This is a genomic window from Paenibacillus sp. MMO-177, from assembly GCF_037147795.1.
Lineage (GTDB): Bacteria > Bacillota > Bacilli > Paenibacillales > Paenibacillaceae > Pristimantibacillus.
Window position 1 is genome coordinate 46,666 of sequence record NZ_JBBCUR010000011.1, and the last position, 14,985, is coordinate 61,650.

Below are 14,985 nucleotides of genomic sequence, written 5' to 3' on the forward strand. Positions count from 1 at the left end.
GTTGCGTAACCGGATTTGTCAAACCTATTCTGCCCAAAAGAAGGAAATGTTTCTCGATTGCCAAACGAAGAATAAGGATATGAAGCTTTACAGGTACGCTGATTATCGCCGTTTGGATTGCACTAGCCGTATTGTGCGGTTTGTATTTGATTCGATTTATCTAACATCGTCTGCGTATTTAATGTTGCTGAAATATAAATAATAACATGGTTACCTAGTTCTAATTTAAAAGCAAAAAAGAGGTGACCCATGCAAAACCTGCAGCAAGAAATCAAAAGCCAAGTGGAAGGAAATAAGAATAATCCATTAACGTCTGCCGAAATCGGGAAGCTATGGGCGACTTTTATGGGAAACAGCATGGCCAAGTGCGTGCTCAGCTATTTTCTGCAAAATGTGGACGATCCGGATATTCGGAATGTTTTGGATGAAGCGCTTCGGCTGGCCAGTCGATTCACCGCGACGGTGACGGATATTTTCACGCGGGAAGGTCATCCGATTCCGATCGGGTTCACGGAAGATGACGTAAATTTAGATGCTCCCCGGTTGTATGCCGATGAATTCTATTTGCATTACTTGAAGTATACCAGTAAAGCGGGAATGAGTATTTACGGAATAGCAGTACCGTTAATGAGCCGACCCGACGTCCGCGAATTTTTTACCGATTGCCTCCAATCAACAATTCAATTAGTCAATGACGTTAACGATTTGCTGGATGCGAAAGGACTTTTGGTCAAGCCGCCTTATATACCCGTTCCGGACAGAATCGATATTGTAAAGAAACAGCGGTATTTGGATGGTTTCTTCGGCGATATTCGTCCGCTTCAATCGCTGGAAATTACCCATATTTACGATAACGTTCAAAATAATGCGACGAGCTGCGCAGTATTGGTAGGCTTCTGCCAAGCCGCCAAGCTTGAGCAAGTTAAGAATTATTTTAAGAGAGGGAAGCAAATCGCACTGAAGCAATACGATATTTTGACCCGGCTCTTGCACAAAGAAGATTTGCCGACCCATCCGCTTATGAATCATCTCGTTACCGATTCAACCGTATCGCCATTTTCGGATAAAATAATGCTTTCCCACAAAATGGACATGTTTGCCATGCGGGTCCGAACATATGGCAACGCGTTGGCCTTTAGCGCAAGACATGACGTGTCCGCCGCATTCGCAAGAATGATTGTCGAAGTAGGAAATTACGTCGAGGATGGAGCAAATACAATGATCGATTTGGGCTGGATGGAACAGCCTCCTCAAGCGGCGGATCGCAATGCCCTAACAATGGGGTAGAATATGGCCAAAGCGTCCCGCATCGAGGCGTTATTATGGAGTATCGCTTTACCTGGATTCGGTCAGCTCCTTAACGGTAAATATGTAAAGGGCATCCTGCTGATCGCCTTGGAATTTCTTATTAACTTGAAGTCCCATTTGAATTGGGTTATTGTAGCAAGCTTTCACGGCGATATTCCAACGATCGGGCAAACAAGCATGGAGTGGCTTATGTTCTACCCTTGCGTGTATATGTTCGGAATTTGGGATGCCTATAAGGATGCAGGGGAAGAACTCAAACCGAATGCTGCATTCCCTTTCGCTTTCGGAGCGTTTTTCGGGACGATTGGCGTTGTTTATTCAAAGGAATTCCTGGGAGCCGTCTGGCTTGGTTTATTAGGAATCGGTGTCGGCGTTATAGTCGGAATAGGCCTGTACTCTTTCCTTCGAAACCGTTTAAATGATTCTATGAAAAATCAAAAAACCTGACTGCAAAAATTAGCACGTCCCGTTTAAAGTACTCTCTCCAAACCAAAAGGAGGGAGTATTTTTTTATCCAAAAAAATCTTCAGAAATTCTTTAGAAAGATCCCCAGTAGGAACTAAGTTCTTTTTTTTACACTAATGGTGTTGATTCAAGGATCGAACGAAAGAAAAGGAAGTGGAGTAAATGACGCGAAATCAGCCATTGATGTTTTTGAGGAAATTCATGGGGAATCCGAAGTATGTGGGCAGCGTAGTTCCAAGCTCGCGCTATTTGGCCAATCGCATGGTGAGTGCAGCAAACTGGCAGCAAGCCAGAACAATCGTTGAGCTTGGATCAGGTACAGGAGCAATCACGCATGCTATTGCGGAGAGAGTAGATCGTGGACATCAGGTCATTCTTTTTGAAAAAGATAAAGATATGGGAAGGAAGCTTCAAAATGATTTTCCTCAATTTATTAGGGAAACGAATGCTCTGCATTTAGTTTCTCAATTGAAGAAGCATAATATTAAAGAAGTAGACTATATTTTCAGCGGATTGCCTTTTTATAACTTTTCGCCAACGATGCGGTTACAATTGATGAATCAATGCAAGGAAGCGCTCAGACCCGGCGGTAAGCTTATTGCCTTCCAGTACTCGTTACAATTGAGAGAACTATTATCACAGCATTTTGAGATAGAGAGTATATCATTCGTTCCCTTGAATTTTCCCCCGGCATTTGTGTATGTTTGTAGGAAATAGGAATTAACGCGGAGGTTAAGATGAGCGTAATCTTGATTGTTGATGATGATACGGAGATACGAGATGTTATACATGTGTACTTAAGGAATGAAGGGTACTCCGTCATTGAAGCCTGTGACGGTATAGAAGCCCTTCAAGCCCTTTCGCAACAGGATGTGCAGCTCATTATTTTAGATGTCATGATGCCGCGAATGGATGGGATAAAAACATGCATGAGGATAAGGGAAAAGTATACGGCTCCAATCATTATGCTGTCGGCAAAAGAAGGAGATATCGATAAAATTATGGGGCTATCTACTGGGGCGGATGATTATGTAACGAAACCGTTTAATCCGATGGAGCTTATCGCCCGCGTTAAAGCTCAATTAAGACGTCAGAATCTACTGGTATCCAGAGAAGCAGCCCAAGATAACATAACCATCAATGAGCTTGTCCTCAATATCGCGGAGCATCATGTATCGATTCGAGGGAAAGAAGCCATGTTAACACCGCTTGAGTTTGCGATATTAACTCTTCTTGCCACCAACCAAGGCCAAGTATTTAGCGCGGATAAAATTTATGAGTCAGTGTGGAAAGAGCGTACCGGTTATTCGGATAATACGGTAATGGTCCATATCCGAAATCTAAGGGAAAAGTTGGAGCTTGACCCAAGGAAACCCGAATATATTAAGACGGTTTGGGGTGTTGGCTATAAAATGGACAAATAAACGATTGCGATTAAAAAAAAGTATTCGTTATTCTTTCCTGTTAGCTGCGGTTCTGACGGTAATGTTGTCCTATATGCTGAGTATATACATTGTCGGATTTGTTGGCCGATTAATTGATCTAACTACAACAAAGGGAAAGGTAGAATATGTTCCTTTATTAATCATTGTTTCTCTCGTCGTGTTCATGGTTATCTTTCTTTTCTTGTTCTACATGCTGACCCAGCGTATTATAAAGTACTTTTCTGTTCTTTCTGAAGGACTCAGCATTATTTCCGTCGGCAAATTTGATTTTCGGGTACCCGTCCGTCGGGGAGATGAATTAGGCGAACTAGCCATGAACATAAACAGGATGGCCGAACAACTCGAACGCCAAAAAGAAAATGAGAAAGAGAACGAGGTTGCAAAAATGAACCTCATTACAGGCGTTTCCCATGACCTCCGTACACCACTTACGAGCATAATTGGCTATCTTGATTTGCTTCGGAAAAATTCCTTCCAAGATGAAAAGGAACATGACCGCTTCGTTAATAATGCATACAGCAAGGCCGAACAACTGAAAAAGCTAATCGATGATTTATTTGTCTATACGAGATTAACGTCCGGCGACTTGAAACTGACCAAACAGCATGCGGATATGCGCGATTTAGTGGAACAAGTCCTATTTGAGTTCATACCAATTGCAGAGGAGCACCGGCTTACGATTAGGTCTCATATCGAAATAGACGAGGCCATCGTATTTATCGACCCGGAACAAATGGCGCGCATCTTAGATAATTTGCTAATGAATGCGTTAAAGTACTCCATATCGCCAAAAACAGTCGATGTTCATTTAACTTCTAGCGATTCCTTTGTTTATTTGACTATTGCGAATGATGGAGTAGTGATCACGAAAGAACAGGAAGCCAAGCTGTTTGAACGCTATTATAAAATAGGGCAGGTTGTAGACCATCAGAATGTACAAATTGGTACCGGATTAGGCTTAGCGATAGCACGGCAACTTGCGGAATATCAAGGTGGCCATCTCTCCCTTAATTATAAGGAAGGACATTACGCCTTTACTCTAAAACTTCCTTTTTCCTTTAAATAGGAATGAGGGTATACGCATTATTTGGTGAAGGAGGCGGGATAAATGCTCTATATATTTACCGGGTTGCCAGGCACCGGGAAAACAACATTATCGTCAGCTTTGGCCAGGGAGTTACGGGCCGCATATCTCCGTGTTGATGTCGTAGAACAGGCTATGCGGGAGGCTGGAATGATGGTTGACGGGCCTGAGGGTTACATGGTGTGTTATGCGATTGCATCGCAGAATCTCCGGCTAGGTCTTGACGTAATAGCGGATACGGTCAATCCCATCGGACTAACGCGGGAGGCTTGGCGCAGCGTGGCGCAATCTCTTGAAACCCCGTTTGCGGAAATCGAAGTGGTCTGTTCTGACGAACGCGAACACCGGCATCGAGTCGAGACACGCAAAGCCGATATTTCCGGCTTTGTTCTACCTACATGGGAGCAGGTCAGGAACCGGCAGTACGACCCTTGGGACCGGGATCACATCGTCATCGACACCGCTCATCAAACGGCAGCGGAAAGCTTTAAGACGTTATGCGAACTGTTGGAGAGGGAGCGTAGAAAACTTTAAACCCATAGATCAAAGCAACAGCAGCCGGATAATATGTCCGGCTGCCGTAGTAATCGACTATAGGCGAATTCAATGTTTTTTAAAACTTATTCGGAAACTGCTTAATAATTCCTTCCGTTAGAATGTCCGCCATATGGATCATATGCGTCTCATTCTTATCCGTCGTCGCTATATCCGCCTTCCAATCCCCTTTAAGACAGTCCAGTACGATCTCCGTAATGTACTGAAGGTGAGTGTACAGCATATCTTGCAATTCTTTAAACGACCAGTTCGGATTTGCACTGCTTAAAAATGTGGCTATATCATCCGCGTTTTTATGCCAGTCTGCCTCTAATTTCTTCACTTCGTCTTGTTTGTTAGCTTTGGCAGCCGCTACGATTTTTCCTGCGATCACAATATGTTCTCTCAGTAAATCAGCAAGCTTATTTCCGGCAGCTTCCCCATAGTAAGGTTTAATCACATTGCCGATGTCCTGCTGGTTCCTCAAGAGTCGGTCTAATACGTCTTGTTGATCATAACGATTCGATATTGCGCTAACGATGTAGCTTCTTGTCCAAATCGTATGGTCGATCCAAACCCTTTGCATATCCGTTTTCAATTGTACCATTTGAGGAGTAATGCATTCCGCTTTCTGCTCCTTAGCCGCCTGAGCGGATACACCTATCGGATTCAAGGTAATAACGAGCCCAAAGGTTAAAAGCAATGCCAGCATCCATTTGATTTTCACGTTTATCTGCTCCTTGTGCATATGAACTCATACAACCTGTATTATTATGGATATATTAACCATCATTATGCACAGGGTATCTTACTTACAATAAAATTATCGCAGCACAAAAAACAGCTGGCCAAATGGCCATCGCTGCCTCGACTTCTCATTTCACTTATTGCAAGGCAGCAATCTCTTTGGCGTATCGCTTGCTGGCATCCAGAATATTCCGGCTTAATTCAGGGTCGTTAACCGAACGGGCTAACAGCAATGCGCCAACCATGGCGCTGACGATAGCCATGCTTTTTTGATTGTTTTTCCCGATCATTTCCGCTATGAAGCTGAAAAATCTGGTGACTTCCAACGTAAACGCTTCTCTAATTTCTTCCGAAGAACGGGAGACTTCGCTGGAGAGCGTGGGAAGGATACAGCTTATTTCGGTCTGATCCCGGTGTGTCGTGCTCAAGTAATAATCGATGACGGTTTGTAATTTGGCATCCTCAGTCTTCCGAACCGTAGCTCCCTGCAGAAGATTAATCGTCTCTTCAATCGCTTTCCGGCACGCTTCGGCCACGAGTTGATCTTTATTTGCGAAATGGGCATAAAAGCCGCCATGCGTTAAGCCTGCCCCCTTCATAATTTGAGGAACGCTAACTTCTTTGATTCCTTTCTGGCGGAATTCATTAGCGGCATTTTGAACAATTTTCTCGCGGATGATTAGTTTATGGGCTTTCGTATACGGCATGCCAATCAACACTCCTGTAAATATGATAATCTTAATATAATTATATCGTAATTTTTTGGTTTAGCAATGTGAAATCGCTAAATATATGCCTTATTGACTCATTCTAAATATGATGCTAATAATATATTATGGACATCATATTTAGTTCTCAGGAGGAGGTCGTCGAAATGGATAGACAAAAAGAAGCGGATGTTTTAGTCATTGGCTCAGGGCCGGGAGGTTATGCAGCTGCCGTACGGTCAGCTCAGCTTGGAATGAAAACAATCGTGGTTGAACGCGGCCAAATAGGCGGGATTTGCACGAATGTGGGCTGCATCCCTTCCAAAGCGTTAATCGCGGAGGCGCATCGTTACCATTCGCGCAGGTTATGGAGCCGTTCGGGCTCCGCAGATTCCTTTGCGGAGGCCCAGGCTTTTAAAGAGGCAATCGTTAACAAGCAGTCGGGCGGCGTTCAATACCTCTTACGGAATGCAGGTGTAACCGTTCTGGAAGGAGAGGCAAGCTTTATTGATGACCAAACGGTCAGGATCAAACAAACGGAGACAGAGCAGATCATCGCTTTCAAATATGCAATCTTGGCGACGGGCTCTCGTCCGATTGAGCTGCAGGCATTCCCCTTTGGCAATCGTGTTTTGTCTTCGACGGAAGCTTTGTCGCTTGCCAGCATACCAGCAAGCTTGGTTGTAATCGGGGGCGGATATATCGGGATTGAATTAGGACAGATGTACGCCAAATTCGGCAGCAAGGTCACTATTCTAGAAGGGGGACAGCAAATCTTGCCAGGGTTCGAAGCAGATCTGGTTGCTCCGGTATTGAAGCAAATGAATGCTGACGGGATGAACGTCGTAACCGAAGCCACTGCTGTTAGAGCAGAGCAAGATTCGGAAGGCTTAACGCTTCATTATGTCAAAAATGACGGGCGCCACGCGATTCGAGCGGATTATGCGCTGGTAACGGTAGGAAGAAGGCCAAATACGGACGGAAGCCTGGGCCTTGATCGAATCGGATTGGGGATCACGAGCAAAGGTTTGATTGAGACGGATAAGCAATGCAGGACCGAGGTGCCTCATATTTTTGCAATCGGCGATATTACCACAGGTCCATCGCTTGCCCATAAAGCCTCCTACGAAGCTATGGTTGCAGCCGAAGCCATTGCCGGACTGCCAACAATGGTTGATTACAAAGCGATCCCGCTTGTCGTGTTCTCCGGGCCGGAGCTGGCAAGCGTCGGATTAAGCGAAACAGATTGTAAAGCAAATGGGATTCCGACGGTTGTCGGAAGGTCTTCATTTGGAATTAACGGAAGGGCCTTGGCAGTCAGAGCGGCGGAAGGGTTCGTAAAAGTGATCGCCCATGCGGAAACGGGAATCATTATGGGAGCCCAAATGGTTGGAGCAGAAGCTTCCACCCTCGTATCCGAGCTTAGCCTTGCCATCGAGATGGGGGCGACGGCTGAAGATTTGGCGCTGACGATCCATCCTCATCCTACATTGGGCGAAGTGCTTATGGAAGCAGCGCAGAATGCCGTGAAGAGATTGGCGAAAAAATAACCTTTTCCAACCGCCAAGAATTTGGCGGTTTTTTTATGCCCAGCTATTCCGTTCTACTTTTCCTAAACTCCTTAGGCGTAAGCTCGAGATCCTTCTTAAATGCTTGGATAAAATGGTTCACATGATTGAAGCCTGCTCTGCTGGCTATTTCGGTTATCGTATATTCCGTCGATTGCAGCAGCTCGCAGCTTTTGTTAATGCGGTACTTAACCAAGTAGGAGTAAGGAGTCATATGAATGCCGGTTTTGAAGCTGCGCGTACACTCCGATACGCTTAAATGCGCGGCATCGGCAATCTCCTTCAATGTGATCGGGTTTGAATAGTTCTGATGGATAAAGCTTAACATCAATTGCAGCCTCTCTTGCTTCAGCCGGTTATGCTTAGAGGATTCTTCCGACGGCAGGGAGATATTCGAGATCAGAATCAACCATAACTGAACGGTTTTGATCGACACCTCATATTGCCACCCCCAGCTTTTTTTGATCTCGAATTCCTTTTTCATGGACCAGAGAATCTGCAAAATCTGCTTTTGCCATTCCGTATCGCCTTTAATCTCGAAGGACAATAGATAGGAGTTAGTAAACGGAAGGACATAGTTTTTTTCCATGGCACTGTCGGAATAGAAGGCAAGCAGCTTCTCCGGGAAGTTAAAGCTGACATACTCGCCTTCGGCGGTCAGATGAGTCACGATGTGAAGGACGCTTTTGTTGATGAAAATAGCCTGTCCCGTATGCAAATGATAGTCGATTCCGTTAATCTGGATCGTTAAATTCCCTTTGGTCGCGAGCGTAATCTGCAATTCCTCATGCCAATGAAGATCGTTAAAGCCTCGGCCTTCCGGAATGGAGCGATGGATCGTATGCGTGTACATAATGTACGGAAAGGTCTCGTCCGGAAATCGTATAGCCTCATATAGTTGTTTTCCCACACTCATGCTCCTTTGTTGACGATATTTCGATATAAATGAAAGATATTATTGCACAAAATAACCATCCGCGGTGATATTATTATATCCAGCTTAGGCTTACCCTTACAATTCCCGTGCACGGGGAATTGTCTATTTGCTTGGAGGAACCATGCTTAAATTAACGAAATCTTCTTTGCCGTCTCATCCGTTTATTTTGTTGTTTATCAGTATTTTATCTGTTTCGGTTTCGTCGATCCTCATTAAATTCTCGGATACGCCAACTTCCGTGGCGGGGATGTACCGCTTGTTTATTACCGTTATCCTCATGCTCCCTTTTGTGCCTTGGAGGCAGCTTCGCTTCATAAAGCTGAATAAAAAAGATTGGAGTCTCGTGGTCCTGGCCGGAATATTATTAGGCCTTCACTTTTTGTTCTGGATGGAATCCCTGGTGCATACCTCGGTCGCAAGCTCCATGGTCATCCTGGCCTTACAGCCGTTATTTGTCATGATTGGTTCCTACTTATTGTTTAAAGAGCAGGCTAATCTACTTACGGTTTCTTGCTTGATTGCGGCTCTTTTTGGTTCCATCCTGATCGCGTGGGGAGACATAGGCGTATCGAAAGATGCGTTAATCGGGGACGGTTTATCGTTAATCGGTACGTTAGCCGTGTCCGGCTACTTGCTTGCGGGGCAGAAAGTAAGCAGCCAAATCGATGCCAATATGTACAGCATTATCGTTTTTTTCATAGGCGGCGTCGTTTTGTTTATCCATAATTTGATGAACAACTACTCTTTCACGGATTATAACTCGTCCGATTGGATTTACTTCTTGCTGCTTTCGATTATCCCGACTATTTTTGGGCAATTTTTATTTAACGTACTGTTAAAATCCATCGGGGCCACTACCGTATCGGTAGGCATTATTGGGGAGCCGGTTCTTGCTATTATTCTCGCTTACCTGCTGCTGGGAGAAAACATTTCTTTATTTCAGCTAGCTGGCGGCATAATCACCTTATTCGGCATGGGCATGTATTTCTGGGCAAAATCATTCATCGGAGGGCGGAAAGTCGGTAACCATTGATGAGGTTGGGATCAAGCTCACGGTTTATTTTTGTTGCAAATACAACAAAAATAAGATAACATTTTGAGTAACAACAGGGCTGTAATCGTCCTTAGTCCCTAACGGAACAAATGGGTGACAAAGCGCTTGAGATCGAGAGAATTTATATCCGCTCCGGCTATCAGAGAAAAGGGCTTGGCAAGCATCTTTTTGACAAGGCATTGAAAATCGCTATTGGCCATGACAAAAAGAAGATCTGGCTGGGGGTTTGGGAGAAGAACGAAAACGCCATAGCCTTTTATGAGAAGGCGGGATTCGTTCGGACGGGAGTCCACTCCTTTTATATGGGCGACGAGGAACAAATTGATTTTATTATGAGCAAGACGTTGAAGTAACTTTATTCACCAGAGCGGCTAATCGGAATGATTAGCTGCTTTTTTGTTGCGTTGCCCTTAATCAAATGCATAGGCACGAGTACCATGAATCGGCATATAGTAGTAAGGCATCAAGTTTTTGTGGCGCTTTCATGGCGCAAATTGGCGAAAAACGAGGTGGAAACATGCAAAACAGCAGGATTGCGTATTTCTCGGCGGAGTTTGGACTTGATGAATCCTTACCGATTTATTCGGGTGGTCTTGGCATACTGGCTGGCGACCATATCAAGGCGGCAGCAGACTTGAATATTCCGCTTACGGGCGTAGGCATATTTTACGGTAAAGGTTATTTCCAGCAGCATATTGACGAAGGCGGCTCGCAGCATCATTGGTATCCCGAGGTCGATCTGGAGGCGAGCGTTTACCCGATTGAGCTCGTGCGGAACGGCAATGGCCATCCAGTTATTATCGACGTTCCGCTGGAAGGCAGAAAGGTGTATGCAAAAGCGTTCTCCGTGCAGGTAGGCTCTGTCACCCTGTACCTGCTGAATACCGACGTTGAATCGAACAGCGATGCGGACCGCCGCTTGACTGACACGCTGTATCCCGGCGCACAGGATATTCGCATAAGCCAGGAAATTCTCCTCGGCATCGGCGGTACGAGATTGCTTACCGCGCTGGGCATCCGGCCCGAGGTCTGGCATATGAACGAAGGGCATTGCGCTTTCCTGACCCTGGAGCGCATCCGCATGCTGTCGGCTGAAGGCGTGCCTTTCGAGACGGCGCTTGAAGCCGTCAAGGCAAGTACCGTATTCACGACTCATACGCCGGTTCCGGCGGGGCATGATGTGTTTTCCGTTGAGATGATGGACCGTTATTTTGGCGATTATTACTGGCAGCTCGGAGCGGACAGGGAGCGGATATTATCGCTTGGCATTATGAACGGCGTATTCAACATGACGCGCCTTGCCGTCAGCGCGTCTTCGAAGGTGAATGGAGTAAGCAAGCTGCACGGCGAAGTTACCCGGGAAATGTTCCACCGGTGGATGCCGCATATTCCGGCTAAGGATATTCCCGTTGATTCGGTCACGAACGGCATCCATACGGGAACATGGCTGGCCACCGGCATGAAGGAGCTGTTCGATCGTTATCTCCCGTCCGATTGGTCCTTGCAAGCAGCGGAGCCGGAAGCATGGGCTGCTGTTCGGGAGATTCCGAGCCTTGAGCTGTGGGAGGAGCACCAGCGGGCGAAAGCCAAGATGCTCCAAGCTTTTGGTCTGCCTATCGCCCCTTCGAACGGAGTACCGCTAATCATTGGCTTCGCCAGACGGTTTGCCACGTATAAGCGGGCGCTGCTTATCTTTAACGACCCGGAGCGGATCGCGCGCATTCTGGGGAATCCGGATCGTCCGGTGGTGCTTGTGTTCGCGGGCAAGGCGCATCCTTCGGATGGACCCGGGCAGGACTTGATCCGCAAAATTGTAGAGCTGTCTCAAGATGAAAGGTTCAAAAACCGTGTTTATATGGTTGAGAACTACGCAATGGATAAAGCAAAGCTGCTTGTTCAAGGCGTCGATGTATGGCTCAATACGCCGCTCAAGCCAATGGAAGCCAGCGGTACAAGCGGGCAAAAGGCTGCCCTGAACGGCGTGCTTAACTGCAGCGTACTGGACGGCTGGTGGGTGGAAGGCTACAACGGGCGAAACGGCTGGGCGATCGAGAGCACGATCGATGGCGACCCTTGGCTGCAGGCGAAGCAGGACACCGAAGCGCTTTACCGGCTGCTCGAGGAAGAGATTATCCCGCTGTACTACAAGCGGGGGGAACGGAATGTCCCCGAGGAATGGGTCAACCTGATGAAGGAATCGATCTGTTCGCTTGCGCCGGTCTACAATACCCACAGAATGGTAACGGATTACTGGAACAAGATGTACGTGCCTACAAGCGAGAGAGGGAAGCGGTACGCCGCGGATAACTTCGAGGTTGCGTCAAGGGTTGCGGCCTACAAGCAATTCATCCGCAGCCATTGGTCTGGCGTTCAGGTCAGGAATGTGAATATACAAGAAGACAACGGCAGCAGGAACGAAATAAAAAAATTTCGCGCGGAAATTCAACTAGGCGCTATATGGCGCGGGGATGTCCGTGTGGAAGCGGTTGGCTCCGATGGCCATCGCGGGATCTGGAAGGTGAAGCTGGATCCGGTACAGCAGCAGGAAAAGGGACTGTATGTCTTTGAAGGAGCTTCCGGAGATATCCCGACAGACAACATCTGGGAGGCAGACGTCAACGTGAGGGTTACTCCAATCAGCCCGGATTTCGCTAACGAATTCGAGCTGGAGCTGGCTGCTTGGGGGTAATAGCAGGGAAGCATGATGATATAAAAAGCCGGATCCTTGGAGATCCGGCTTTTTACATGTTTCAACCTGCAATGAAATGGCCTGGAGAACGAGGAAATACAAATCATTACTATTGATTAGTGGATGGTATTGGCTGTTTTGGAATAGGGTAGGGACAACGGGTGCTTTTCCGTTATAATAGTATCCAGGCAAACGGAGTAAAACTTCATTCCTCGAGGTGATGAATTCATGTTGGATACTGACAATTATCTCAAACCTTGGATTGTAAACCGGGCGGATCCATATGTACTCAAGCATACGGATGGTCTCTATTATTTTACCGCTTCCGTACCGGAGTATGACCGGCTTGTACTGCGCAAAGCCGCTACGCTGGAGGGGCTTGTTAACGCGCAGGAAACAGTCATTTGGCGGAAGCATGAAACAGGCGAGATGGGCAACCATATTTGGGCGCCCGAGCTTCATTTTATCGATGGCAAGTGGTACATCTATTTCGCGGCGGGAACGGCGGAGGATCAATGGGCGATTCGGCCTTATGTGCTGGAGTGCGGCGATGAAGATCCCATTACGGGCACATGGGTGGAAAAAGGCAAAATAAAGCTCGACTTCGAAAGCTTCTCTCTGGATGCGACAACGTTCGAGCATAACGGGAAACGGTATCTGATCTGGGCGCAATATAAAGAATCCGACAGCAATCTGTACATAGCCAAGCTGGCTAACCCGTGGACGATTATAGGTCCGCAGGTGTTGATCTCCACGCCGGAATATGACTGGGAGATTCAAGGCTACCGGGTAAATGAAGGGCCGGCCGTGTTAATGCGCAACGGGCGGATTTTTGTTGCTTTTTCCGCAAGCGCGACCGATCACCGGTATTGCATGGGCCTGTTGGAGGCTTCTCTGGAAGCTGATTTGCTGGATCCGGGCAGCTGGACCAAGCATCCCAAGCCTGTGTTCGAGACGAATGAGGAGACGGAGAATTACGGGCCGGGGCATAACAGCTTCACCGTAAGCGAGGACGGCTCAACCGATCTTATGGTATATCATGCGAGACCTTATGAAGAGCTTATCGGCAGTGCGCTTTCCGATCCTAACCGCCATGCCCGCGTCCAGGCGTTTACTTGGAAGGAAGACGGAACGCCTGACTTCGGGGTGCCGGGGAAATAATGCAAAAAAGACGTATGGGGCGCCCATACGTCTTTTTATTTTAATGCGGATAATAGAAACAAATCTCCCTTAACTTACTTACATTGGATTCTCACCAGTCAAATCAGACTTAAAGGCAAACATTTTTCGCTACGTTGGATTCACTCCAGCATAAAGGCCCAGAATGAACCACTGTCGTCCAAAATGAACTAATATAATGGAGGCGATCCAACGTAGCTCGATTCAGTAGTCAAAACAGGCCTGTTACCCTGTACGAAATCCAACGTAGCAGAGTTGCTACCATTACAGGTTAAGCTTAAATACACCGCAAGGGGCTTTCTCATCGAGACAGCCCTTTTTATTTACCCTTTATAATCGATATTGATATCGTAGCTGTTCATCTCGATGGAGATTTCGCTTCTTGTCTCGAAGTTGATGCTCTTAAGCCAGGTGGTATCAAATTTGTCTACCGTCTCCATACGCAGCGTCTCATACTTTTTCTTCGCTTTATCGATCTCCTTGGCCAGCCAGTACAAGTAAACAAAGCTGACGATAAAGACCGCTAACAGGAACATAAGGAAGGAGCTGTTCATGATACTCTCATACAAACTTGCAAAGCTGCCGCGAATGGTGCCGATATTGCGGAAGTAGACAATGCCAAACATTAAAAAACAAAACAAGCATAGCAGTGCACAAAAAATAGCTCTTGATTTGTAATTTTCCCACTTTTTTTTTCGGTCGATGAGTGTTTCGAATGTTTTCCTTGCATCGTTTGGTACGAGTTCACGCCAAGCCATGCCAGCCCCTCCTTTCAAACTTACCTGTCCAATACATGTTATGCCTGTACGCATAAAGCAATGTCTGCCGGCAAACAACTAATAAGAAAAAAATGGATGCTTAAAGGAGATTGCCCGATGATTACGCCGATTAAAGTAAGAGACGTGAAGGACATTGAACAAATCAACCATATCGTATCCCGTTACGACTTCGATATCTGGATTCACGGCAAAAGCGGAATGGCCGACGCCAAGTCGATTCTTGGCCTGTTTGTCCTGAAGCTGAACGAGCCGTTAACGCTTGTCATCCCGGATGACGTGAACCACAAGAAGCTATTCAAAGAGCTGGAACCGTTTCTCGTCATTGGTTAGATAGACCGGTAAACGCAGCAGCATTCCTCAACAATTTAATACAACCCCATAAAGTTTGCTTTTACCCCCGTGCAATCCAAAATCGTGTCGTTTAGTATGGAGGTAGGCTTAAACAGCCGGACAGGATATAATGGTCGCATTGCAACATAGATGATGGGG

Annotated in this window: 15 protein-coding genes and 1 pseudogene; 12 read left to right on the forward strand and 4 right to left on the reverse strand. The window is 46.4% G+C overall.

Translation table 11 applies throughout. The features are described 5' to 3' along the window. Positions 1-249 precede the first annotated feature (249 nt). From WFK81_RS25590 to WFK81_RS25615, 6 genes are all read left to right on the forward strand, one after another. Positions 250-1,287 (forward strand): DUF3231 family protein, encoded by a 1,038-nt coding sequence (locus WFK81_RS25590; RefSeq protein ID WP_336789562.1) that lies wholly within the window; start codon positions 250-252, stop codon positions 1,285-1,287. Positions 1,288-1,290: 3 nt separating this feature from the next. Then, a complete protein-coding gene (locus tag WFK81_RS25595; RefSeq protein ID WP_336789563.1) occupies positions 1,291-1,755 on the forward strand; it encodes a hypothetical protein in 465 nt (154 codons plus the stop codon). 180 nt (positions 1,756-1,935) lie between these two features. Next, positions 1,936-2,490, forward strand: coding sequence for a class I SAM-dependent methyltransferase (locus WFK81_RS25600; RefSeq protein ID WP_336789564.1), 555 nt, complete (start codon positions 1,936-1,938; stop codon positions 2,488-2,490). Between the two features lie 20 nt (positions 2,491-2,510). Then, positions 2,511-3,197 carry a response regulator transcription factor gene (locus WFK81_RS25605; RefSeq protein ID WP_336789565.1) on the forward strand — a complete coding sequence of 229 codons (687 nt, stop codon included), beginning with the start codon at positions 2,511-2,513 and terminating at the stop codon, positions 3,195-3,197. 4 nt (positions 3,198-3,201) lie between these two features. After that, positions 3,202-4,284, forward strand: a complete 1,083-nt coding sequence (locus WFK81_RS25610) for a HAMP domain-containing sensor histidine kinase (RefSeq protein WP_336789567.1) — start codon at positions 3,202-3,204, stop codon at positions 4,282-4,284. 42 nt (positions 4,285-4,326) lie between these two features. Continuing rightward, positions 4,327-4,836 carry an AAA family ATPase gene (locus WFK81_RS25615; protein WP_336789569.1) on the forward strand — a complete coding sequence of 170 codons (510 nt, stop codon included), beginning with the start codon at positions 4,327-4,329 and terminating at the stop codon, positions 4,834-4,836. 79 nt (positions 4,837-4,915) lie between these two features. On the opposite strand, the gene WFK81_RS25620 is transcribed toward WFK81_RS25615, so the two are convergent. Continuing rightward, positions 4,916-5,563 (reverse strand): glycosyltransferase, encoded by a 648-nt coding sequence (locus WFK81_RS25620; RefSeq protein ID WP_336789571.1) that lies wholly within the window; start codon positions 5,561-5,563, stop codon positions 4,916-4,918. 157 nt (positions 5,564-5,720) lie between these two features. Further along, a complete protein-coding gene (locus WFK81_RS25625; RefSeq protein WP_336789573.1) occupies positions 5,721-6,290 on the reverse strand; it encodes a TetR/AcrR family transcriptional regulator in 570 nt (189 codons plus the stop codon). Between the two features lie 167 nt (positions 6,291-6,457). On the opposite strand from WFK81_RS25625, the gene lpdA reads away from it, so the two are divergent. Then, the gene (gene lpdA, locus WFK81_RS25630) at positions 6,458-7,840 is read left to right on the forward strand and encodes a dihydrolipoyl dehydrogenase (RefSeq protein WP_336789575.1); all 1,383 of its coding nucleotides are present in this window, start codon (positions 6,458-6,460) and stop codon (positions 7,838-7,840) included. Positions 7,841-7,883: 43 nt separating this feature from the next. Here lpdA and WFK81_RS25635 read toward each other — a convergent pair whose 3' ends face one another. Beyond that, positions 7,884-8,768 carry an AraC family transcriptional regulator gene (locus tag WFK81_RS25635; protein WP_336789577.1) on the reverse strand — a complete coding sequence of 295 codons (885 nt, stop codon included), beginning with the start codon at positions 8,766-8,768 and terminating at the stop codon, positions 7,884-7,886. A gap of 148 nt (positions 8,769-8,916) precedes the next feature. Between WFK81_RS25635 and WFK81_RS25640 the strand changes: the two genes are divergently transcribed. From WFK81_RS25640 to WFK81_RS25655, 4 genes and pseudogenes are all read left to right on the forward strand, one after another. Beyond that, positions 8,917-9,828, forward strand: a complete 912-nt coding sequence (locus WFK81_RS25640) for a DMT family transporter (protein ID WP_336789579.1) — start codon at positions 8,917-8,919, stop codon at positions 9,826-9,828. Positions 9,829-9,929: 101 nt separating this feature from the next. Further along, positions 9,930-10,202, forward strand: a pseudogene (locus WFK81_RS25645) (GNAT family N-acetyltransferase); the annotation flags it as partial. 164 nt (positions 10,203-10,366) lie between these two features. Beyond that, positions 10,367-12,538, forward strand: a complete 2,172-nt coding sequence (gene glgP / locus WFK81_RS25650; RefSeq protein WP_336789581.1) for an alpha-glucan family phosphorylase — start codon at positions 10,367-10,369, stop codon at positions 12,536-12,538. A 228-nt stretch (positions 12,539-12,766) separates the two neighbouring features. After that, the gene (locus WFK81_RS25655) at positions 12,767-13,699 is read left to right on the forward strand and encodes a glycoside hydrolase family 43 protein (protein WP_336789583.1); all 933 of its coding nucleotides are present in this window, start codon (positions 12,767-12,769) and stop codon (positions 13,697-13,699) included. Positions 13,700-14,040: 341 nt separating this feature from the next. Here WFK81_RS25655 and WFK81_RS25660 read toward each other — a convergent pair whose 3' ends face one another. Then, entirely contained in the window at positions 14,041-14,529 is a 489-nt protein-coding gene (locus WFK81_RS25660) for a DUF2663 family protein (RefSeq protein WP_336789585.1), read from the reverse strand. 63 nt (positions 14,530-14,592) lie between these two features. Between WFK81_RS25660 and WFK81_RS25665 the strand changes: the two genes are divergently transcribed. After that, the gene (locus WFK81_RS25665) at positions 14,593-14,826 is read left to right on the forward strand and encodes an HPr family phosphocarrier protein (protein WP_336789587.1); all 234 of its coding nucleotides are present in this window, start codon (positions 14,593-14,595) and stop codon (positions 14,824-14,826) included. Positions 14,827-14,985 lie beyond the last annotated feature (159 nt).

Coding starts and splice junctions, on each gene's coding strand:
- WFK81_RS25660 (WP_336789585.1), bottom strand. CDS start 14,529: ATGCGTACAGGCATAACATGTATTGGACAGGTAAGTTTGAAAGGAGGG.
- WFK81_RS25600 (WP_336789564.1), top strand. CDS start 1,936: ATGACGCGAAATCAGCCATTGATGTTTTTGAGGAAATTCATGGGGAAT.
- WFK81_RS25590 (WP_336789562.1), top strand. CDS start 250: ATGCAAAACCTGCAGCAAGAAATCAAAAGCCAAGTGGAAGGAAATAAG.
- glgP (WP_336789581.1), top strand. CDS start 10,367: ATGCAAAACAGCAGGATTGCGTATTTCTCGGCGGAGTTTGGACTTGAT.
- WFK81_RS25615 (WP_336789569.1), top strand. CDS start 4,327: ATGCTCTATATATTTACCGGGTTGCCAGGCACCGGGAAAACAACATTA.
- WFK81_RS25655 (WP_336789583.1), top strand. CDS start 12,767: ATGTTGGATACTGACAATTATCTCAAACCTTGGATTGTAAACCGGGCG.
- WFK81_RS25665 (WP_336789587.1), top strand. CDS start 14,593: ATGATTACGCCGATTAAAGTAAGAGACGTGAAGGACATTGAACAAATC.
- WFK81_RS25595 (WP_336789563.1), top strand. CDS start 1,291: ATGGCCAAAGCGTCCCGCATCGAGGCGTTATTATGGAGTATCGCTTTA.
- WFK81_RS25640 (WP_336789579.1), top strand. CDS start 8,917: ATGCTTAAATTAACGAAATCTTCTTTGCCGTCTCATCCGTTTATTTTG.
- WFK81_RS25605 (WP_336789565.1), top strand. CDS start 2,511: ATGAGCGTAATCTTGATTGTTGATGATGATACGGAGATACGAGATGTT.
- lpdA (WP_336789575.1), top strand. CDS start 6,458: ATGGATAGACAAAAAGAAGCGGATGTTTTAGTCATTGGCTCAGGGCCG.
- WFK81_RS25625 (WP_336789573.1), bottom strand. CDS start 6,290: ATGCCGTATACGAAAGCCCATAAACTAATCATCCGCGAGAAAATTGTT.